The organism is Bradyrhizobium cedriense, from assembly GCF_054602315.1.
Genome location: NZ_JBTSWB010000001.1, coordinates 1 through 19,531, shown reverse-complemented (window position 1 = coordinate 19,531; position 19,531 = coordinate 1). Strand labels below are relative to the sequence as shown.

General features: G+C 65.4%; 21 protein-coding genes. 11 read left to right on the top strand and 10 right to left on the bottom strand.

Features of this window, described 5'->3' with window-relative positions; all coding sequences use genetic code 11:
• Positions 1 to 13: 13 nt before the first annotated feature.
• From ACYCVF_RS00105 to ACYCVF_RS00075, 7 genes are all read left to right on the top strand, one after another.
• Positions 14 to 298 (top strand): hypothetical protein, encoded by a 285-nt coding sequence (locus tag ACYCVF_RS00105; protein WP_459604913.1) that lies wholly within the window; start codon positions 14 to 16, stop codon positions 296 to 298.
• A 9-nt stretch (positions 299 to 307) separates the two neighbouring features.
• Positions 308 to 1,732, top strand: a complete 1,425-nt coding sequence (locus tag ACYCVF_RS00100; RefSeq protein ID WP_459604912.1) for a TolC family protein — start codon at positions 308 to 310, stop codon at positions 1,730 to 1,732.
• A gap of 13 nt (positions 1,733 to 1,745) precedes the next feature.
• A complete protein-coding gene (locus ACYCVF_RS00095) occupies positions 1,746 to 3,080 on the top strand; it encodes a copper oxidase (RefSeq protein WP_459604910.1) in 1,335 nt (444 codons plus the stop codon).
• A gap of 32 nt (positions 3,081 to 3,112) precedes the next feature.
• On the top strand, positions 3,113 to 3,568 hold the full coding sequence (locus ACYCVF_RS00090; protein ID WP_459604927.1) for a cupredoxin domain-containing protein: 456 nt from the start codon (positions 3,113 to 3,115) through the stop codon (positions 3,566 to 3,568).
• A 15-nt stretch (positions 3,569 to 3,583) separates the two neighbouring features.
• Positions 3,584 to 3,886, top strand: a complete 303-nt coding sequence (locus ACYCVF_RS00085) for a copper-binding protein (RefSeq protein ID WP_459604909.1) — start codon at positions 3,584 to 3,586, stop codon at positions 3,884 to 3,886.
• A 331-nt stretch (positions 3,887 to 4,217) separates the two neighbouring features.
• Entirely contained in the window at positions 4,218 to 6,359 is a 2,142-nt protein-coding gene (gene flhA, locus ACYCVF_RS00080) for a flagellar biosynthesis protein FlhA (RefSeq protein ID WP_459604907.1), read from the top strand.
• 295 nt (positions 6,360 to 6,654) lie between these two features.
• Positions 6,655 to 6,855 carry a hypothetical protein gene (locus tag ACYCVF_RS00075; protein WP_459604906.1) on the top strand — a complete coding sequence of 67 codons (201 nt, stop codon included), beginning with the start codon at positions 6,655 to 6,657 and terminating at the stop codon, positions 6,853 to 6,855.
• 188 nt (positions 6,856 to 7,043) lie between these two features.
• Here ACYCVF_RS00075 and ACYCVF_RS00070 read toward each other — a convergent pair whose 3' ends face one another.
• The 6 genes from ACYCVF_RS00070 to fliI all read right to left on the bottom strand — a co-directional run bounded on the left by ACYCVF_RS00070 (position 7,044) and on the right by fliI (position 13,384).
• Positions 7,044 to 8,261, bottom strand: coding sequence for an NAD(P)/FAD-dependent oxidoreductase (locus ACYCVF_RS00070; RefSeq protein ID WP_459604905.1), 1,218 nt, complete (start codon positions 8,259 to 8,261; stop codon positions 7,044 to 7,046).
• A 140-nt stretch (positions 8,262 to 8,401) separates the two neighbouring features.
• Complete coding sequence (locus tag ACYCVF_RS00065; RefSeq protein ID WP_459604904.1) at positions 8,402 to 9,361, bottom strand: helix-turn-helix transcriptional regulator; 960 nt, start codon at positions 9,359 to 9,361, stop codon at positions 8,402 to 8,404.
• A 200-nt stretch (positions 9,362 to 9,561) separates the two neighbouring features.
• Complete coding sequence (locus ACYCVF_RS00060; RefSeq protein ID WP_459606495.1) at positions 9,562 to 10,620, bottom strand: anti-sigma factor; 1,059 nt, start codon at positions 10,618 to 10,620, stop codon at positions 9,562 to 9,564.
• A 37-nt stretch (positions 10,621 to 10,657) separates the two neighbouring features.
• Complete coding sequence (locus tag ACYCVF_RS00055) at positions 10,658 to 11,203, bottom strand: sigma-70 family RNA polymerase sigma factor (RefSeq protein WP_459604902.1); 546 nt, start codon at positions 11,201 to 11,203, stop codon at positions 10,658 to 10,660.
• A gap of 314 nt (positions 11,204 to 11,517) precedes the next feature.
• On the bottom strand, positions 11,518 to 11,937 hold the full coding sequence (gene fliJ / locus ACYCVF_RS00050) for a flagellar export protein FliJ (RefSeq protein ID WP_011084990.1): 420 nt from the start codon (positions 11,935 to 11,937) through the stop codon (positions 11,518 to 11,520).
• A gap of 121 nt (positions 11,938 to 12,058) precedes the next feature.
• Positions 12,059 to 13,384, bottom strand: a complete 1,326-nt coding sequence (gene fliI, locus ACYCVF_RS00045) for a flagellar protein export ATPase FliI (protein ID WP_459604901.1) — start codon at positions 13,382 to 13,384, stop codon at positions 12,059 to 12,061.
• 434 nt (positions 13,385 to 13,818) lie between these two features.
• On the opposite strand from fliI, the gene ctrA reads away from it, so the two are divergent.
• The 4 genes from ctrA to ACYCVF_RS00025 all read left to right on the top strand — a co-directional run bounded on the left by ctrA (position 13,819) and on the right by ACYCVF_RS00025 (position 16,647).
• Positions 13,819 to 14,520 carry a response regulator transcription factor CtrA gene (gene ctrA, locus ACYCVF_RS00040; protein WP_008138878.1) on the top strand — a complete coding sequence of 234 codons (702 nt, stop codon included), beginning with the start codon at positions 13,819 to 13,821 and terminating at the stop codon, positions 14,518 to 14,520.
• 164 nt (positions 14,521 to 14,684) lie between these two features.
• The gene (locus ACYCVF_RS00035) at positions 14,685 to 15,089 is read left to right on the top strand and encodes a DUF350 domain-containing protein (protein ID WP_459604900.1); all 405 of its coding nucleotides are present in this window, start codon (positions 14,685 to 14,687) and stop codon (positions 15,087 to 15,089) included.
• A gap of 1 nt (position 15,090) precedes the next feature.
• Positions 15,091 to 15,483, top strand: a complete 393-nt coding sequence (locus ACYCVF_RS00030; protein WP_459604899.1) for a hypothetical protein — start codon at positions 15,091 to 15,093, stop codon at positions 15,481 to 15,483.
• Between the two features lie 3 nt (positions 15,484 to 15,486).
• Positions 15,487 to 16,647, top strand: a complete 1,161-nt coding sequence (locus tag ACYCVF_RS00025; protein ID WP_459604898.1) for a glutathionylspermidine synthase family protein — start codon at positions 15,487 to 15,489, stop codon at positions 16,645 to 16,647.
• A 41-nt stretch (positions 16,648 to 16,688) separates the two neighbouring features.
• Here the strand turns inward: ACYCVF_RS00025 and ACYCVF_RS00020 are convergent, their stop codons facing one another.
• The 4 genes from ACYCVF_RS00020 to ACYCVF_RS00005 form a co-directional block, all read right to left on the bottom strand.
• A complete protein-coding gene (locus ACYCVF_RS00020) occupies positions 16,689 to 17,561 on the bottom strand; it encodes a CheR family methyltransferase (RefSeq protein ID WP_459604897.1) in 873 nt (290 codons plus the stop codon).
• A complete protein-coding gene (locus ACYCVF_RS00015) occupies positions 17,558 to 18,754 on the bottom strand; it encodes a protein-glutamate methylesterase/protein-glutamine glutaminase (RefSeq protein ID WP_459604896.1) in 1,197 nt (398 codons plus the stop codon). The genes ACYCVF_RS00020 and ACYCVF_RS00015 overlap by 4 nt, the downstream gene beginning before the upstream one ends.
• 75 nt (positions 18,755 to 18,829) lie before the next feature.
• A complete protein-coding gene (locus tag ACYCVF_RS00010; RefSeq protein WP_007600538.1) occupies positions 18,830 to 19,195 on the bottom strand; it encodes a response regulator in 366 nt (121 codons plus the stop codon).
• Positions 19,196 to 19,265: 70 nt separating this feature from the next.
• On the bottom strand, positions 19,266 to 19,531 hold a 266-nt coding region (locus ACYCVF_RS00005), incomplete at its 5' end, for a chemotaxis protein CheW (RefSeq protein ID WP_459604895.1).

Below are 19,531 nucleotides of genomic sequence, written 5' to 3'. Positions count from 1 at the left end.
TCAGGAATGAATCATGCTCACGCTTTCCGGGGCGAAGTCCGCCGCCGCATCCGCGGCGCGCGCAGGACACTTTCCATTTAGCTGGCCGCTGCTGGCGGTGATTGCGCTGGCGTTGGCCGGCTGCATGCCGGCAACGACACATATCGCCGCCGCGGATCCTGCCGATCCCGCGGCCAGGGTCGCACCCGTCGGTTATCGGTCGACGATCGCGCCATACACCAGCCTGCGGCCTGCGACGCCGGCACCATGGCGCGAGCGCAATGAGAATGTCACGCCGCAGCCGAAGCAACAGCGGTAGGAGCGCGTCATGGCACACCATCTTGCGCGAAGCCTGCTCGTTCTCGCTTCGCTCGGCTTGTCCGGCTGCGCCGCGTTCACGCCCGACGGCGGCATGACTGCCGTCTCCGAGCTGACCAGCCAGGCCATCAACAAGGACGTCGCCTTCGTGCGGACGGCCGAGGGAGCCGCGACGGTCGATGCGCGCGTGCGCCAGCTGTCGTCGCGGACGCTGAACGCAGATTCCGCCGTGCAGATCGCGTTGCTGAACAACAGGGGACTCCAAGCCGCCTATAACGAGCTGGCGCTGGCCGAGACCGATCTGGTCGAGCAGAGCCTGCCGCCCAATCCCGTGTTCGCGGTCTCGCGTATCACAGGCAATGGCGCCAGCGAGATCGAGCGCCAGGTGGTCGGCGACATCCTCGCGCTCGCCACCCTGCCGTTCCGCTCCGAGATCGCCCGTGACCGCTTCCGCGGAGCGCAGCTGCGCGCTGCGCTGGCGACGCTGCGGCTCGCCGCCGACGTCCGCCGCGCCTATGTCCGCGCCGTCGGCGGCAACGAGATGGTGGCGCTGCTGACGGACGCGAAGGCCACGGCGGAATCCACCGCACAGCTTGCGGTCAAGCTCGGCGAAACCGGCTCGCTCAACAAGCTCGACCAGGCCCGCGAGCAGGTGTTTTATGCCGAAACCACCGCCGATCTCGCAACGGCGCGCCAGATCGCGACCAGCGCGCGCGAAAGGCTGGCGCGCCTGATGGGCCTGTGGGACGACGGCCTCGATTTCCGCCTGCCGAACGCGTTGCCGCCGCTGCCGCGCCGGCCGCTGGCCTTGCCCGGGATCGAGGCCGACGCGGTGGCGCATCGCATCGACCTGCAGATCGCACGGCTAGAGCTGGCGGCGCTGGCGAAGGCCCTGAACCTCACCGAGGCGACGCGCTTCGTCACGCTGCTCGATCTCGCCGGCATCTCCCGCCGCACCCAGGATCCGGAAGGCGGTCCGTTCCGCGAGCGCGGTTTCGACGTGCAGTTCCAGATTCCGATCTTCGACGGCGGCGAGGTGCGCGTGCGTCAGGCGGCGGAGACCTACAATTTCGCCTTCAATCGCCTGACCGAGCGCGCCGTGAACGTCCGCTCCGAGGCGCGCGATGCCTACCGGGTCTATCGCTCCACCTACGACATCGCGAGCCATTACCAGCGTGAGATCATTCCGCTGCGGAAAATCATCACCGAGGAGATGCAGCTGCGTTTCTCCAGCATGCAGGTCGACATCTTCGCGCTGCTCACCGAGGCGCGCCAGCGCCTCGCGTCGCTGCGCGGCGCCATCGACGCCCGGCAAAGGTTCTTCCTCGCCCAGGCCGATTTGCAGACCGCCGTCAATGGCGGCGGCGCGCCGCCGGCCGCCGGCGACATTCCATCCACCATCGCCGCGGCAGCGCCTGCCGGTGGCGGCCACTGACATGGAGTCCATGATGTTTTCCCGCCGAGGATTTTTGGGCAGCGCCGCGCTCGCCGGCGCGTCGGCCGTCACCGGCCGCGTCCAGGCCGCGTCAATTCCGGAAGCACCCAGCATGGACAAGGCGGTGATGCAGCCGCCGCTGCATCCGACCAGCGGCCCGGACTATCGCCCCGTGGTGACACTGAACGGCTGGTCCCTGCCTTTCCGGATGAACGGCGACTGGAAGGAATTCCATCTCGTCGCAGAACCCGTGGTGCGGGAATTTGCCGAGGGCATGAAGGTGAATTTGTGGGGCTATAACGGCCAGTCGCCGGGCCCGACCATCGAGGTCGTCGAAGGCGACAAGGTCCGCGTCTTCGTCACCAACAGATTGCCCGAATACACCACCGTGCATTGGCACGGCATGATCATCCCGAGCGGCATGGACGGGGTCGGCGGGCTGACCCAGCCACACATCCAGCCGGGCAAGTCCTTCGTCTACGAGTTCGAGATGAGGAAGAGCGGGACCTTCATGTACCACCCGCATTCCGACGAGATGGTGCAGATGGCGATGGGCATGATGGGCATGGTCGTGGTGCACCCGCGCGACCAGGGCTTCCGGCCCGTCGACCGCGACTTCGTCTTCGTCATGAGCACCTATCGCGTCGACCCCGGCACCTATCTGCCGCACGTCAACGAGATGACCGACTTCAACATGTGGACCTGGAATGCGCGGGTATTTCCCGGCATCGATCCTCTCCCGGTCAGGCTCGGCGACAAGGTGCGCGTGCGCATCGGCAATCTCAGCATGACCAACCATCCGATCCATCTGCATGGCCACAGCTTTGCGGTCAGCTGCACCGACGGCGGCTGGATCCCGGAGAGCGCACAGATCCCGGAGACGACCACCGACGTTCCAGTCGGCGCCATCAGGGTGTTCGACGTGCTCGCCGACAATCCCGGCGACTGGGCGTTCCACTGCCACAAGTCGCATCACACCATGAACGCGATGGGACACGATGTCCGCAATCTGATCGGCGTGTCGCGCAAGGATCTCGCCAAGGCCGTCGGCAAGCTCGCGCCTGACGGCATGGCGATGGGCTCCACCGGCATGGCGATGGGCAACATGGAGATGCCTGCGCCCGACAACACGCTGCCGATGATGACCGGCACCGGCCAGTTCGGGCCGATCGAGATGGGCGGCATGTTCACGGTGATGAAGATCCGCGAGGACCTCGCCCGCGACGATTACCGCGATCCAGGTCCGTACAAATTCCCGCAAGGCACCGTCGCCTACGAGGTCTCGGCGCCGGCCGCAGAGCCGGCGCGGCAAAAACCAGGCACCGCGCCGATGAAGCACAAGATGTGAGCGTTTCGATGAACCGCCAACTGGAGACCACGATGAATACCACGATCAAGCTCGGGCTCGCGCTGGCCGCGCTTTCGCTCGCGCCGGCCTTTGCGCACGACAAGCACGGCCACGGGACCTTTTCGGCGGGTGAGCCCGGCGATCCCAAGAAGCCCGCCCGCACCATCGAGATCCTGATGAACGAGATGGACTACACGCCCGCCCGCATCGAGGTCAAACGCGGCGAACAGATCCGCTTCGTGCTGCGCAATGTCGGCAAGGAGGACCACGAATTCCTGCTCGCCACACCCAAGGAGAATCTCGCGCATGCGGTGGAGATGAAGAAGCATCCGCACATGGAGCACGACGATCCCAATGGAGTGCGGCTCGCGCCGAACAAGAGGGCCGAAATCCTCTGGAAGTTCAGCAAGGCAGGCACGTTCGAATTTTCCTGTCTGATCCCCGACCACCGCGACTACGGCATGGTCGGCCACGTCACCGTCAAGTAACGAAGGGAGATCTCCATGAACCGCATCATTCGTATCGCTGCTGCGCTGGCGCTGGCGTTGAACGTTGCCACCGGAGCCCTCGCAGCCGAGGGCACCGCGATCAGCGGCGAGGTGAAGAAGATCGACGAAAGCGCCGGCAAGATCACGCTCAAGCATGGACCGGCGAAGAGCCTCGGCATGGAGGAGCCCATGACCATGGTCTATCGCGTCAAGGACGCAGCGATGCTTAAGCAGGTGAAGGTCGGCGACAAGGTGACCTTCGAGGCCGAAGAGGCGGCCTCGGGGTACACGGTGACCAAGATGCAGAAGGCGAAATAGGCGCGGCCTGTCTTTCCGGGGCGCGCAGAGCGCGAGCCCGGAATCCATTCATCTACCAACACCACCGCCCGATGGATTCCGGGTTCGCCCTTCGGGCGCCCCGGAATGACGACCGGATGCCCCCGAAACACCCCTTCCCGCCCCTCCGTTAACCCTTTGCTAACCATACACCGGGCAAAAATTGCCGGGTGAAGTCGAGTGTCGTCAGCCGCGTAGAACGGGAGCTCCCGTGGACGCCAGTGCGGTGCCTCACTTTCGAAACGGCGGCCCATCGGCCGCCGCGCAGGCGTTTGGGGCGCGCGGACGGCAGTCGCGCGGGGAGGCAGTTTCCATGGTCGACGTCACCGCGGGTCAAGGCGTAGGCAGCGCGAAGCCCGGCGTCCCTTCGTTCAAAGAGATCGTCACCATCCTCAAGCGCGGCGACATCGCGCTGGCGCTCGGCGTCCTCACCATCCTGGTGGTGCTGATCCTGCCCCTGCCCGCGATCGTGCTGGACCTGTTCCTGGCGATCTCGATCACGCTCTCGATCCTGATCCTGATGACGTCGCTGTTCATCCAGGCCCCGCTCGAATTCTCGGCTTTCCCGACCGTCCTGCTGATCTCCACCATGCTGCGGCTGTCGCTCAACATGGCCTCGACACGCCTGATCCTGTCGCACGGGCACGAGGGCACGGCTGCCGCAGGTCACGTCATCGAGGCCTTCGGCAACTTCGTGATGGGCGGCAATTTCGTCATTGGCATCATCGTCTTCGCCATCCTGATCATCGTCAACTTCGTCGTCATTACCAAGGGTTCGGGCCGTATCGCCGAAGTCGCCGCGCGCTTCCACCTCGACGCCATGCCCGGCAAGCAGATGGCGATCGACGCCGACCTCTCCGCCGGACTGATCGACGAAAAGGTCGCCAAGGAGCGGCGCAAGGAGCTGGAGGACGAGAGCGGCTTCTTCGGCGCCATGGACGGTGCCTCCAAATTCGTCCGGGGCGACGCCATCGCCGGCCTTTTGGTCGTCTTCATCAACGTCGTCGGCGGCATCATCATCGGCGTGGCGCAGCAGGGCATGTCCTTCGCCGATGCGGGCCGCACCTACACGCTCCTGACCGTTGGTGACGGCCTCGTCACCCAGGTGCCGGCGCTGATCGTCTCGACCGCGGCGGGCCTGCTCGTCTCCAAGTCGGGCGTGTCCGGCGCCGCCGACAAGGCGCTGATGAAGCAGTTCTCGGGCTATCCGCAGGCGCTCGCGATGTCCTCGGCGGTGATGCTGGTGCTGGCAGCCCTGCCGGGCATTCCGACCCTCCCCTTCCTGGCGCTCGGCGCCGGCGCCGGCGCGCTGGCCTGGAACGCTCGCAACCGCAACCGCGTCACCGCGAGGGCCGAGGAAGCCGCCAAGGCCGCACCCGTGGCAGGTCAGCCCGGCGTACCGGGGGCCGCTGCGACCGAAGAACCGATCTCGGCCGCACTCAAGATCGACGACCTCAAGATCGAGCTCGGCTATGCCCTGCTGCCGCTGGTCAACGGTCCCGACGGCACCGACCGCCTAACCGAGCAGATCAAGGCGCTGCGCCGTTCGCTCGCGATCGAGATGGGGTTCGTGATGCCGGCGGTCCGCATCCTCGACAACGTCCAGCTCGAGGCCAACACCTACATCATCAAGATCAAGGAGGTCGACGCCGGCACGGGCAAGATCTGGCCGAACCAGTTCATGGTCATGGATCCCGGCGGCAGCCAGGTGCAGGTGCCCGGCATCCACACCACCGAGCCGACCTTTGGCCTTCCCGCGACCTGGGTCGATGCCAGCCTCAAGGAAGAAGCCTCTCTGAAGGGCTACACCGTGGTCGACGCCGCGACCGTGCTCTCGACCCACCTCACCGAGCTGCTCAAGGCCAACATGTCCGACCTGCTCTCCTATGGCGAAGTGCAGAAGCTGCTCAAGGAGCTGCCGAAGGAGCAGAGCGAGCTGGTCAAGGACATCGTCCCCGGACAGGTCACGGTCTCCGGCATCCAGCGCGTACTGCAGCTCCTGCTCGCCGAGCGCATCTCGATCCGCGACCTCTCCACGATCCTCGAAGGCATTGCCGATTCGCTCGCCTTCTCGCGCAATCCGGCGACCATGGTCGAGCACGTCCGCGCCCGCCTCGCGCGGCAGATCTGCGCGCAAAACACCTCCTACAACGGCTATCTGCCGCTGATCGCCCTGTCGGCGCGATGGGAGCAGGCCTTTGCCGAATCCATCATCGGCCAGGGCGAGGAGCGCAGCCTCGCGATGCAGCCCTCGAAACTGTCGGAGTTCATGACCGCCGTGCGCGAGGCCTTCGAGCGGGCCGCCCGCGAAGGCGAGGCCCCGGTGCTGGTCACCTCCGCGGCAATTCGTCCCTTCGTGCGTTCCCTGGTGGAGCGATTCAGGGCCCAGACCACCGTCCTGTCGCAGGCCGAGATCCACCCCAGGGCGAGGCTGAAAACGGTCGGAAGCATCTGATTTGCCTTAAGAAGCCGTGTGTTTTTCAGCCACAGGCAAATGGTTTTTGAGTTCCTGGCGCCTTGTCGAGAAGAAGCCGAAAAGTGCGCCTGCAGGCACATTACATCTTTGAAATAATTATATAATCGAACGATCAAAGGCCCGATTCTGATCGCGACCTATCACGTCCTTTCACGCCCTTGTGATGACCCCTTGGGAACGAATCCCCCCGATATTAGGTTGTTGGGCATCGGAAGCATGAACCTGCCTGAACTGGCTGGCGACTACTCCGGGTAGATGGCGGCAGGAGGCTTCCATGAACCACTCGATCTACAGCGCAGACCGCTCGACCCATCTGAAGATCGTGGTCGTCGCCCTCGTCGCAGGGATCGCGGTGGCAGGCCTCGGCATCTCGGCACGCATCGGTTCGGATGAAGGTCTGACCCAGACGGCCCGCGTCATCAAGGCCGGCAAGCCGGTTGTTGTAACCAGCGCGAACGCGTCCCTCGTTCGCTAAGGAGATTTGACGAGTTTTGTGAATTCACGCGGCTCTTTACCAGCCCCCCAAAGTCGCCACGTGGATATGTAGACGACCCCAACCCCAAGTCGACTACGGAAAGCGCCCGCCCCCCACGGGCGCTTTCTCACGTCTGGGTACTTCGCGAGACTTTCAGCCATCGTCTTCCGACCAGTATCAAACAGATTTCACGGCACCCCATAGGTCGGCGGCGGCGCCTGCACGGTCGGCGCGGCGGCGGCGAGCAGGTCGTCCTTGCTGCCGGTGAGCGGCGGATAGATGCGCCTGCGATTGATGGTCTCCTTGGTCGCCTTTGCGGCCGTGCCGGTGGCGCGGACCTCGCGGTCCCAGCCTTCGGTATAAAGCGCCCCCCAGCCGCCGAGATCGAGCACGGTTACGTACCAGTCGATCCGCAGCGGCAGCATCGGCAGGCCGGCGAGATCGGCCACCACGTTATGGCCGGCGAAGCGACCCATCGGACGCGCGAACTGACAGGACATCACGGTCGGATGCAGCCCGTCGATGACGCTCGAGGCAACGTCGCCGGCCGCGAACACACCGCCGACATCCGCAACCCGCATGAAGGGATCGACGAGAATGCGCCCGAGGCGATCGCGCACGTCCGGAAAGCTCGCCGCCAGGGGGCTCGCACGCATCCCGGCGCACCAGATCACCGTCTGCGTCGGAATGAACTCACCCGAGTTCAGGTGCAGGCCGGCTGCTTCGACGGATGCGACGCGCATCCCGAGCCGCGTCTCGACCTCAAGCGAGGCGAGCGCCGTCACGATGACGGGACGCGCGTGTGCGCCGATAGTGGTGCCAACAACCGGATTGGAATCGACCAGGACGATACGCCGGCTGCCGCTGATGCCCGCACGCGCCAGCTTGGCCGGCATCTCCGCCGCAACCTCGATGCCGGTGAAGCCGGCGCCGACCACCACCACCGTCGAACGCCCCGGCGAGGGCGCGCTGCGTCCAAGCGAGACGAGATGATCCTCGAGACGCAGCGCCGCGGTATAGGTGTCGACGTCGAAGGCGTGCGCGGCAAGGCCGGGAATGTCGGGACGCATCACCTCGCTGCCGAGCGCCAGCACGAGGCGGTCATAGCCCATCGTCTCCTCGCCCCCGCTCGTGACCAGTGAGATTTCGCGCCGTGCCGGATTGATGGCTTCGACCTCGCCGATGCCATGTCTGACGCCGATCGGATCGAGCAGTTGCGGAAGCGGGATCGCGACCTCGCCGAGGTCGGCCTCGTAATTGCGCACGCGGATGTTGTGATAGGGATTGCGATCGACGAGGAGGATCTCGATGTCGCGGCTCGCCCCGATTTCCTCGCGCTTGCGCGCGGCGCCGATGGCCGCCCACAGGCCTGCAAACCCGGCGCCGAGCACGACGATACGCGCCATCTCGCCTACGCCTTTCGAACAGATCCATCCGCGCGATCGATATGCGACCGAGCGATCCGTCGCTGCCAGATATAGCTCATTCGGCCGGCCGGACCAACTGCGGCAGCAGCGAGGTGCAGGGCAAAATCACCCTGGCCGGCTCACGCCTCGCGCAGTTCCGAAGGCGTCGCGCCGAAGCGCTTGCGGAAGGCGCGATTGAAATAGGACAGATCGGCGAAGCCCGAGGAATGCGCGATGTCGCTGATCTTGCGCGCCCTGGCGCGGGGATCGCCGAGCAGCTTGCGGGCGTGGAGCAGGCGCTGCTCCAGCACGAATTCGGTGAAGGTGGTGCCGGCCTGCTCGAACAGGCGCTGCGCCTGGCGCGGGCTGAGGCCCGAGCGTGCGGCGATTTCGGCAAGGCAGAGATCGTTGCGGCCGAGTGACGCCATCACGTCGGCGCGCATGAGATCGAGGCGAGCCGCCGCCTGTCCCCGGCCGCGCGCGCGGCTTGCATGCTCCGCATCGGTGCCGAGCAGGAGACCGACGAGATCGACCATATGCTGCGCGGTCAGGCGCTGGCCCACCGCATCGAGATGCGGTGCCTGGTTGGCGGCGAGCGCGTGGTAGCGGAAGATGGTCTCGGCGACCGCACCGTCGCAGAGCACCTGCGAAAGCTTGTCCTCGGCGCGTGGATTGATATCGAGCAGCGCGCGGCGCGGCATGCGAATGCTGGTGAAGCGATCCTCGTCGGTGTGGCCGACGGTCCCGGTCACGCTCATGTCGACGAGCACCATCTGGGCGGGCGTGAGCTCGACAGTGTGGCCGTTCTGCCCGACGCGGACGAGCCCCGCATGTGCCGCGATCAGGACGAGATCGTCGCTGCCGTCGGCAAGGTGGCTCTGCGTGCGCGAATATTGCGCGGAGGCGCCTTCTGGAATGGCGAGCGCGATGTTGTCGACGACGCTGATCTGGAGCCGGCAATCGATGCTGTCGCCGCGGCTCGGCGCGATGTCCAGGCCGCAGGGACCAAAGGCCCGCTCGCGCCAATGCTCGAACGCCGGGCCGTGCGGCAACCCCGCATATTGGTGAAGGAAGATGCCCGGCGTTCTCGCTGCATCCATGTGATTTCTAGCCCTCTCCGGCATCGCGATCGGCGGCGCCCACTGCAAATTCCGGGAATTTGACGCCGCCAATGGCGGCGAGGTTCAAATTGAGGGCGGATTTGGCAGGGCTTGTCGGGACGCGACGAGGAGATGGACCGTGGCGACAAGTGCCACTCCGCGCCCGCGAACGTCGCGTTCGCTCGTCCGCGCGACGGCAGCTAGTTCTTGGCGGGCACCTGCGGCTGCGTGGGCGGCACGGTCTCGATCAGCTTGCCGGAGAACACCGGAGCTGAGGTCGGCTGGCCGTTCGGCGAGCCGCCGGTCTGCTCGACGGTGACGGCGTAGGTCGCGCCGTTGACGACCTCCGCATCGTAAGAGGCGAGCAACGGACGCGCGGTGAAATCGCTCGCGCCGATGACGCCGAGCGAACGCGGGCGCGGCAGCTTGTCCGAGATCAGCCAGAGCTCGAAGCTCTTGCCGGGCTCCGGCGTCGCGCCGATCTTCCGCACCGTGAAATTCCGCGTCGCGCCGTCGATGGTGAGGATGAAGGCGGGGCCGCCGCCCTGACCCTGCAGCAGCGCGACGTATTGCGCGGAGGCGGCGAGCGGCGCGGCCGGAGTCTTCACCTCGACCCTCTGGATGCGCGGCGCGGGACGCAACCCGCCCGGCAGCGCGTCGGGATAAAAGATCTGGAGCGACAACGTCACGAGCAGCGCAGCCGCAAGCGCGCCGACGGAGGATGCGACCGTGCGCCAGCGCTTCACGCGCGCTTCGAGACGAATCACATTGCCATCGTCGACGATGCCCGCTTGCGGCGCGCGGATCACGTCGAGGTCCGGCGCGTGGACCTGCGGGATGAACTGCGGCGCAATGTCGGGTATCGCGTCGGGCTCGGGACGCGGCGTCTCCGGCGGCCCGGCTTCGGGATGCGTCGTCTCCGGGGGCTGCATATCCTCGATCGAGGATTCCGGCGGCGCGGTCTCTCGGGAGGGCAATTCCGGTATGGGCGGCGGCGGAGGCTCTGCGAGCGCGGGCGGCTCCTGCGCAGGGGCCGTGCGCGCGATCTCGGACCTGATGTTCTCCCACACGATCGGACGCGGCTCGACCGAGCCGACCATCTGGTTGAGCGCGCCGAGCCGATAGGACCATGCCTGCACGATCTCGGCGAACGCCGCATCCACCGCCACCATGGTCTCGACCTGCGCGCGCTCCTCGGCGTCGAGCGTACCGAGCGCGTATTCCGCGGCGAGCGCGATATGGTCGTCCGTGTAGGCCATCAATTGCGGTCCAGAACCATCCTCATCATGCAGGCCATCACAGTCCGAGGCATTCCCGGATGTCCAGCATGCTGCGCCGGAGCCACGTCTTGACCGTGTTCACGGGCGCGGCGAATTTCTCCGCCAGCTGCTCGCGGCTCCAGCCGTTGTAATACGCGAGAAGCACGAGCTTCTGACGGTCCGGCTCGAGCCGGCCGATACACTCCAGGAGCCGCTTCAACTCCTCGGTCATCTCGCGGCGCGCCAGCGGATCGGGACCCTCGGCCGCGACCTCCATCGCCTGAGGCTCCTCCTCGATGGAGACTTCCGACTTCTTGCGCACGATGTCGATCGCACGGTTACGCGCGATCGAGACCATCCACGTGATCGGCGACGACAGGGCCGGATTGAACTGCCCCGCGCTGTTCCAGACCTTGACGTAAGTCTCCTGAATGACCTCCTCCGCGAGATCCTGTCGGCGCAAGATACGGAGCACGACGCCATAGAGTTTCGCGCGCGTGGCAGCGTAGAGACGCTCGAACGCGGCCTGATCGCCCTTCGCCGTCGCCTCAATCAGCCCGACCAGCTCTGCTGGCGTCAGCATTCAGCCTCCCGACACGCGGCCCGTCGCACTTCACCTCTCCCCGACGGAGAGAGGTCGATTTGCGCAGCAAACCGGGTGAGGGGGCGCAGGGCTAACGGCAGACCGAAACCCCTCACCCGGCGCTCCGCGCCGGCCTCTCCCAAGGGAGAGGCGGACACCGCCGTCGCTGGCATAGCATTCATCCCTGGCACCATAGCGCGCGGCAAAGCCGACCACCAAGGGGCGAGGCGCCACACTGTGGACAGCAAAGACGAAAGCCCGGACCTTGCGGGTCCGGGCTTGGCGGAATTCTCGGCGGTTGGCTGCTGGCGCCGTCAGGCGACGGCGCCGATGCGGGCGCGCATCAGGCCGATGCTGTCGAGGTCGGCCTGCTCGCGGGCGTTCTCCTCGGCGCGCTCGCGGGCCTGGTCGCGCTCGTCGAGCAGTTCGACCTTCTTCAGCTCCTCGAAGGCCTCGGCCAGCGCGGCCTTGGCTTCGTCGAGCTGGCCCTTGAGCTCGTCGGCCGAGCGGGTCAGGTTTTCGCGGCGCTGGATCGCGGCTTTGGCGTAGGTCGGATAGGCGAAGTGCGAGGGATCGTTGATCCCGGCGCGCTCCTGCTCGGTCTGGATCTCGCGTTCGAGATCGACCGACATGCGCTGGAAGTCGGCGATCATGGTCTCGATCTGGGTGACCCGGCGGCGCTTCTCGTCGACCTGAAATTTCTTCAGGCGAATGAGGGTATCTCGTGACTTCATCGACTCGTACTCCCCAGAAGTCCCCCCGCTGCACGTGGGACGGCACCGGTCACCCCAGAGGCCCGATTTGGACCAAGACCGGCTCTGCTACTCTGTGGGATCGGATGATGACCTGACAAAGTTAGCGTTCCGTTTCCAAATTGCCGAGGATTTGGGCCAATTGGCGATAGCCGTCCGCCAGTGATGCATTTTCGTCCTTGCGCTGGCGCAGGAAGGCTTCGAGCGGCTCGTGCAGGCGGATCGCCTCGTCGACCTCCGGGCTGGAGCCGGCCCGGTAGGCGCCGAGGCGGATCAATTCCTCCATATCGGCATAGGTCGCCATCACCTGCCGTGCCCGCTGGATCACGGGCCAGAACTGCGGATCGGCCGATTTCGGCATGGTGCGGGAGACGGATTTGAGGATGTTGATCGCGGGGTAGCGGCCACGCTCGGCGATCGAGCGCTGCATCACGATGTGACCGTCGAGGATGCCGCGGACGGCATCCGCGATCGGCTCGTTATGGTCGTCGCCGTCGACCAGCACCGTGAAGATCGCTGTGATCGCGCCCTCCCCCAGGCCGGGCCCGGCGCGCTCCAAGAGCTTCGGCAACTCGGTGAAGACGGTCGGCGTGTAGCCCTTGGCGGTCGGCGGCTCGCCGGCGGATAGCCCGATCTCGCGCTGAGCCATGGCGAAGCGCGTCACCGAGTCCATCAGGCAGAGCACGTCCTTGTCCTCGTCGCGAAAATATTCGGCGACCGCGAGCGTCAGATACGCCGCTTGGCGCCGCATCAAGGCCGGCTCGTCCGAGGTCGCGACAATGACGACCGAACGCGCGAGGCCCTCCTCGCCGAGGTCGTCCTGCAGGAACTCCTGGACCTCGCGGCCGCGCTCGCCGATCAGCCCGATGACGCTGACGTCGGCATCGACGTTGCGCGCGAGCATCGAAAGCAGGACCGATTTGCCGACGCCCGAGCCTGCGAAGATGCCCATGCGCTGGCCGCGGCAGCAGGTGAGGAAGGTGTTCATCGCGCGCACGCCGAGATCGAGCGGAGCGCCTACGCGCTTGCGCGAATGTGCCGGCGGCGGCGCATTGCGGAACGGCATTGGCGAAGCGCCCTGAGGCAATGGTCCCTTGCCGTCGATCGGCTCGCCCAGCGCGTTGACGACGCGGCCGAGCCAGGCCGGAGAGGGCCGCACCAGATTGGCGGCGTTGGCGATCACTGCCTTGCAGCCGCGGCGCACGCCGTCGAGGCCGGCGAACGGCATCACGATGGCATTGTTGCCGGAGAAGCCGATCACCTCGCAGGGAATGGTGCGATTGGCGCCGGTCTCGATCACGAGCCGCGCGCCGACCGACATCGCGTGGATGGGACCGGCCACCTCGACCATCAGGCCGCGGACGCCGACCACGCGGCCGTAGATGTTGACGCCGTCGATGTCGCCGATCTGTTCGGCAAGAGCCTTCATCAGGAGCGCGCCTTCATGGGAGGGCCTTCATTAACGCGGTCACCTTCGTGGTCTCGGGACTTCACGGTGAAAACCTTAAGTTTCGCCATATTTCTGAACGGCGCTTAACTTCGTGTTTACCCGCATCATTAATCATTGCGTCACTGTCTTTGTGACTGAGCGTGACTTCCCTTCAGAAGAAGGCTGAGTCGCGGGAGTCGGTTAGGCCCGTCTCTTAAAGTGGAACTTGAACGGTAAAGGTGACGAAAGCTGCTTCGCGCACAAGACCTTAGGGCGATTCGACAAAAATTGCATCCAGGGGGACTTGCGTTCCAGAATCAGAGTTTGTTAACCATCTGTCGTCAGGATCCGAATCAGTTGTTCAAAGGCGTTTTGTTGAGTGCCGCGAATGCGGCCGACCTGACGCCCAGGAGCGGCGACTATGGGGAACTGGCATGCGCGTTTTGCTGATTGAAGATGACAGCGCCGTCGCGCAGTCGATCGAGCTGATGTTGAAGTCCGAAAGCTTCAACGTCTACACGACCGATTTGGGGGAAGAAGGCGTCGACCTCGGTAAACTATACGATTACGACATTATTCTCCTCGACCTCAATCTGCCCGACATGTCCGGCTACGACGTGCTCAAGCAGCTCCGGGTCTCCAAGATCAAGACACCTATTCTGATCCTCTCCGGCCTCGCCGGCATCGAGGACAAGGTCAAGGGTCTCGGCGTCGGCGCCGACGACTACATGACCAAGCCCTTCCACAAGGACGAGCTGGTGGCGCGCATCCACGCCATCGTGCGCCGCTCCAAGGGCCACGCCCAGTCGGTCATCCAGACCGGCGACCTCGTCGTCAACCTCGACACCAAGACGGTGGAAGTCGGCGGCCAGCGCGTGCATCTGACCGGCAAGGAATACCAGATGCTGGAGCTGCTCTCGCTCCGCAAGGGCACGACCCTCACCAAGGAAATGTTCCTCAACCATCTCTATGGCGGCATGGACGAGCCGGAGCTGAAGATCATCGACGTCTTCATCTGCAAGCTCCGCAAGAAGCTCGCCAACGCCTCCGAGGGCCGCAACTTCATCGAGACCGTGTGGGGCCGCGGCTACGTGCTGCGCGAGCCGCACGAGCACGAAGAGCGCATTCCCGCCTGATCCTGGGTTTACGTCGCGAGCCCCCGGGGCTCGCTCCTCCCAGCCTGGACCCCCGCCGCAAATGGCGGGGTTTTTGTTTTTTGGGCATTGCTTCATCCGAAGCTTAAGGTTTGAACCACTAACCTTCCCCTGCCGACGAATGGTCGCTGCACGATGGGGGAAAGATGATCCTGCAATCACTCGCCGGCCTACCCGCTTTCCTGGTCTATTTCTGCACCGGGCTGATCGCGATCGTGGCCTATCTGTTCGTCTACACCCGCATCACCGCGCACAACGAATTCCAGCTCATCCGCGACAACGAGCCGGCCGCGGCGATTGCGCTCGGCCTCAGCCTGCTCGGCTTCGTCGCACCGCTGGTCAGCGCCATCGCACATTCGGCCAACGTGCTGGATTGCCTGATCTGGGCGACGATCGCATTGGTCGTGCAGGTCATCGTGTTCTTTCTCGTGAAGGTTCCGGTCCCCAATCTGTCGGCGCGGATCTCAGCCGGCGAGCTTGCGCCCGCAATCTGGCTCGGGCTGTCCTCGCTCGCCGCGGGGCTGCTCAACGCCGCCAGCATGATCTACTGACATGGCCGACAAATCCTCCAGGAAGGAGTTCGGCAAGCGCCGGCCGGTGACCGAGCCACCGCCTGTACGGCCACCGCTGAAGCGTTCCGGGCATGTCGCGCTGCTGGTGATGGGCACGATCGCGGTCGGCACCACCGCCTACACGTTGATGCCGAGGCAGAATTGCGAGCAGCCTCCTCCCGGACCGGAAGCCTCGGCGCAAACGAGCACCGGGTGCAGCAGCCGAAGCGGTTCGTCCGGTGGCGGCGGCTCGCGCTGGTCGTCGCGATCGAGTTTCTTCAGCAGCGATTCCTCGAGCCATTCCTCGTCGGGAACGTCGTCCGATTCCGGGCACAGCAGCGTGAGCCGCGGTGGCTTCGGCTCGTTCGGCCACGGCTTCTCGGGCGGCGGCTGATCCATGCGGCGCATCACCTGTCTCGAGCGCGACGACTGGCGAGAGACCGCGGCGAAATGCGGCTTCGTCTTCCACACCATCGATGGCGAACGCTATTGGGACGAGCGCGCCTATTACGGCTTCACGCTCGATGAGATCGAGCGCGGCATCGAGGCTCCGACCGGCGAGATCGACGCAATGTGCCTTGAGCTTGCCGGCCGCGTCATCGACGACGAGCGCCATTTGCGGCGCTTGAAGATCCCGGAAGCATTCTGGACTCTCATCGCGGAAAGCTGGAAGCGGGACGACCGCAGCCTCTATGGCCGGCTCGATTTGAGGTTCGACGGCAAATCGCCGGCAAAGCTGCTCGAATACAACGCGGACACGCCGACCTCGATCTTCGAGGCCGCGGCATTCCAATGGACCTGGCTCGAACAGGCGATCGAACGCCGCGTCATCCCGTCACGAGCCGATCAATTCAACTCCATCCATGAGCGGCTGATCGCGGCATGGAAGGAGATCGCTGGCGGCCGCCACGTCCATCTCGCCGGCATCACCGGCAATGAGGAAGACGCCGGCACGCTCGCTTATCTCGAAGACACCGCGCGCCAGGCCGGGCTCTCGACCCGGCTTCTCGACATCGAACAGGTCGGCTGGCGCGACGAGGGCGGCGGCTTCGTCGATCTCGACGATCGCGACATCGCGCTCGCCTTCAAGCTCTACCCCTGGGAGTGGATGTTCCACGACGCCTTCGGCGCCAAGCTCAAGGATGCACCGACGCGCTGGATCGAGCCGCCTTGGAAGGCGGTGCTCTCCAACAAGGGCATCCTGCCGCTGCTGTGGGAGATGTTTCCGAACCATCCCAATCTGCTGCCGGCGTTCTTCGAGGATGATCCGCGCGCCGCCGAGCTCGGCACGTCCTATGTGCGCAAGCCGCTGCTGTCGCGCGAGGGCGCCAATGTCACGCTGGTTTCCGGCGGGATGCCGCTCGACGAGCAGACGGGCCCCTACGGCGCCGAGGGCTTCGTGCGGCAGGCGTTGTCACCGCTGCCGAATTTTTCGGGATTCTATCCGGTGGTGGGCAGCTGGCTGGTGAATCATGAACCCTGCGGCCTGTCGATCCGCGAGGACGAAAGCCCGATCACCGGCAACCGCTCGCGGTTTCTGCCGCATGCGATTCTGTGAAATCTTCTCCCTCTCCCCGCAAGCGGGGCGAGGAACGGAGATCACCTCGCAGCAGCAACCTTCATCGGCTGCGGCATCAATCCCCCCATGGGACGGCCGGATCGCGCGGGATTGAGCTGATAAAGGCCGCGGCGCTCGGCGACGGGACGAAACGCATCGGTGATGCCGACCACGGATTCGGCGGCCCCAAGCAGCAGCGTGCAGTCGGCCTCCATCGCCTTCGCCATGCGCTCGAAGATCGCCGCCTTGGTGTCCTGATCGAAATAGATCAGCACGTTGCGGCAGAAGATCACGTCGAACGTGCCGAGATGGGAAAAGTCCTGCAACAGATTGAGCTGGCGGAACTGCACCATCGCGCGAATGTCGGCATTGAGCTGCCAGAGCTCGCCGACTTGCGTGAAGTACTTCATCAAATGCTGGATCGGCAGGCCGCGCTGCACCTCGAACTGGCTGTAGATGCCGGCCTTGGATTTCTCCAGCACCTCCTGCGACAGGTCGGTGGCGACGATCTCGATACGCCAGCCGGCCAGAGCTGCCGCCATCTCCTTCACGCACATCGCGATCGAATAAGGCTCCTGCCCCGTCGAGGACGCCGCCGACCAGATGCGCAAGCTCTTGCGCGCCGCCCGCGCCTGGATCAGGCTTGGCAGGATGGTATCTCGCAAATGGTCGAACGGGATCTTGTCGCGGTAGAAGAAGGTCTCGTTGGTGGTCATCGCTTCGATAACGTCGGTCGCAAGCCGGCCGTCGCCGTTCCTGATCTTCAGCACGAGATCGGGGATGCCGGGAAGGCTTGCCTTGCGGGCGAGCGGGAGCAGCCGGCTCTCGACCAGATACTGCTTGTCTGGGGAGAGATCGAGGCCGGAACGTTCCTTCAGGAACTTGCGCAGATAGTCGTAGTCGACAGGCGTCACGAGCGGTCTCCCGCGAACAGGCGATTGACCTTGGCGCCGATCTGGTTGAGCGGCAGGATCGCCGCGCAAATGCCGGCATTGGCGGCAGCACCCGGCATGCCCCAGACCACGCTGGAGGCTTCGTCCTGGGCGATCACGCTGCCACCGGCCGCAACGATGTCCTTGCCGCCGCGCATGCCGTCCGAGCCCATGCCCGTCAGGATGACGGAGAGGATGTTGCCATGCCAGATGTCGATGGCCGAGGTGAAGAGCGGATCGACCGCGGGCTTGCAGAAATTGACGGCGGGGCCGTCATCGAGCGAGATCGCGACGTCCGCGCCGCTGCGCACGACGCGCATGTGCTTGCCGCCGGGCGCGAGGTAAATCCGTCCCGGCTTCACCGGCTCCCCGTCGACCGCCTCGCTCGCCGGCCGGCGGCTCGAACGCGCCAGATGCTCGGCAAGGATGGTGGTGAAGGTCGGCGGCATGTGCTGGGTGATCAGCACCGGGAAACGGTCGATCACCGGGCCGAGCTCGGCGACGAGCGACATCAGCGCCTGCGGACCGCCGGTCGAGGAGCCGATCAGCAGCACCCTCGGTGCCTGGGTCGAGAACGGACGCGTCGACACCGATCCTGACGACGGGGCAGGTGCGGCCGAAGCGGGCGCAGGCGCGGCAGGCCGCGCTACGGGACTGCGGGCGGCCGGACCCGGGCTCGCGGGCGCCAGCGGCGGGCTCGCAACCGCGGGCCTGCGACGCAGCCGCGCGCCGAGATGGCGGATCTTCTGGATCAGGTCGTGATGAAAAATGTCCGCGGCCGACGCCTCGCGCGTCGACTCCGGCTTGGGGATGTAGTCGGCGGCGCCGAGCGACAGCGCCTTGAAGCTGATCTCCGCGTTGCGGCGTGTCAGCGTCGAGGCCATGATGATGACGAGATCGCGCTTCTTCGCCAGCAGCTGCGGCAGCGCCGAGAGGCCATCGAGCTCGGGCATTTCGATGTCGAGCACGGCAACGTCGGGGTTGATGCGCTCGAGCTGGTTGACAGCCTCGAGCCCGGTGCGCAGCGAGGCCGCGACCTCCATGTCGTGCTCGGCGCCTACCCAGCGCGAGATCAGACCGCGGATGACGACGGAGTCATCGACGATCATCACCCGCAGCGGTCCGGCGTCGCGCGACGGGTTCGTAGTCGAATTACCTGCGAACGCAACACTCATTACTCACCAATTCAGGCTGAAACGGTTCAGTTGAAAACAAGCGCCGAAGGATCCGTTCAGCCTTCGGGCGATCGCTCAGATCAGGCCGACTTCCTGGAATTTCGCCGTCACGATGTCCTTGTCGAAGGGCTTCATGATGTACTCGTTGGCCCCGGCGTGCAGCGCGCGCGCGATATGCGCGACGTCGTTCTCGGTGGTGCAGAACACGACCTTGGGCTGGTCGCCGCCGGGCATGCGCCGGAGATGACCGAGGAATTCATAGCCGTCCATGACAGGCATGTTCCAGTCGAGCAGCACGGCGTCGGGCAGGCCGCGCTTGCAGGCCTCCAACGCCTTTTCACCGTCTTCGGCTTCGAGGATCTGGAAATCGAGGCCCTCCAGGATCCGGCGCGCAACCTTGCGGATGACGCTGGAATCGTCAACGACGAGACAAGTGCGCATGTGAACCTCTGCTTCCTCCCCTGGCGGGGCCACTTCCAATTGCAAGTCCGTCGGCGGCAGTGCCGCCGTATCAGGCCGCCATCATTTCGGGCGCGAGCTCGAGGACGCGATCGACGTCGAGGACGACCATGAGCTGTCCGTCGAGGCGGTGGACGCCGCCGGCGAGCTTGGCCATGCGGGGGTCGAGGTTGACGGGGTTCTCTTCCATGCCTGCCTCGGGCAGGCGCAGCACCTCGCCGATCTGGTCGATCAGCAGGCCGTAGGATTCGCCGCGCAGGTCGACGCCGACCGCCATCGGGGTCTTGCCGTCATCGTCCCTGGGCAGGCCGAGGCGCG

What these genes read in the sequence shown, in the direction of transcription:
- ACYCVF_RS00070 (WP_459604905.1), bottom strand. Translation starts at nt 8,261, where the DNA reads ATGGCGCGTATCGTCGTGCTCGGCGCCGGGTTTGCAGGCCTGTGGGCG.
- ACYCVF_RS00015 (WP_459604896.1), bottom strand. Translation starts at nt 18,754, where the DNA reads ATGAGTGTTGCGTTCGCAGGTAATTCGACTACGAACCCGTCGCGCGAC.
- ACYCVF_RS00090 (WP_459604927.1), top strand. Translation starts at nt 3,113, where the DNA reads ATGAATACCACGATCAAGCTCGGGCTCGCGCTGGCCGCGCTTTCGCTC.
- fliJ (WP_011084990.1), bottom strand. Translation starts at nt 11,937, where the DNA reads ATGAAGTCACGAGATACCCTCATTCGCCTGAAGAAATTTCAGGTCGAC.
- ACYCVF_RS00075 (WP_459604906.1), top strand. Translation starts at nt 6,655, where the DNA reads ATGAACCACTCGATCTACAGCGCAGACCGCTCGACCCATCTGAAGATC.
- ACYCVF_RS00105 (WP_459604913.1), top strand. Translation starts at nt 14, where the DNA reads ATGCTCACGCTTTCCGGGGCGAAGTCCGCCGCCGCATCCGCGGCGCGC.
- ACYCVF_RS00065 (WP_459604904.1), bottom strand. Translation starts at nt 9,361, where the DNA reads ATGGATGCAGCGAGAACGCCGGGCATCTTCCTTCACCAATATGCGGGG.
- ACYCVF_RS00030 (WP_459604899.1), top strand. Translation starts at nt 15,091, where the DNA reads ATGGCCGACAAATCCTCCAGGAAGGAGTTCGGCAAGCGCCGGCCGGTG.
- ACYCVF_RS00010 (WP_007600538.1), bottom strand. Translation starts at nt 19,195, where the DNA reads ATGCGCACTTGTCTCGTCGTTGACGATTCCAGCGTCATCCGCAAGGTT.
- fliI (WP_459604901.1), bottom strand. Translation starts at nt 13,384, where the DNA reads ATGAAGGCTCTTGCCGAACAGATCGGCGACATCGACGGCGTCAACATC.
- ACYCVF_RS00035 (WP_459604900.1), top strand. Translation starts at nt 14,685, where the DNA reads ATGATCCTGCAATCACTCGCCGGCCTACCCGCTTTCCTGGTCTATTTC.
- ctrA (WP_008138878.1), top strand. Translation starts at nt 13,819, where the DNA reads ATGCGCGTTTTGCTGATTGAAGATGACAGCGCCGTCGCGCAGTCGATC.
- ACYCVF_RS00100 (WP_459604912.1), top strand. Translation starts at nt 308, where the DNA reads ATGGCACACCATCTTGCGCGAAGCCTGCTCGTTCTCGCTTCGCTCGGC.
- ACYCVF_RS00085 (WP_459604909.1), top strand. Translation starts at nt 3,584, where the DNA reads ATGAACCGCATCATTCGTATCGCTGCTGCGCTGGCGCTGGCGTTGAAC.
- ACYCVF_RS00060 (WP_459606495.1), bottom strand. Translation starts at nt 10,620, where the DNA reads ATGGCCTACACGGACGACCATATCGCGCTCGCCGCGGAATACGCGCTC.
- ACYCVF_RS00025 (WP_459604898.1), top strand. Translation starts at nt 15,487, where the DNA reads ATGCGGCGCATCACCTGTCTCGAGCGCGACGACTGGCGAGAGACCGCG.
- ACYCVF_RS00055 (WP_459604902.1), bottom strand. Translation starts at nt 11,203, where the DNA reads ATGCTGACGCCAGCAGAGCTGGTCGGGCTGATTGAGGCGACGGCGAAG.
- ACYCVF_RS00095 (WP_459604910.1), top strand. Translation starts at nt 1,746, where the DNA reads ATGTTTTCCCGCCGAGGATTTTTGGGCAGCGCCGCGCTCGCCGGCGCG.
- flhA (WP_459604907.1), top strand. Translation starts at nt 4,218, where the DNA reads ATGGTCGACGTCACCGCGGGTCAAGGCGTAGGCAGCGCGAAGCCCGGC.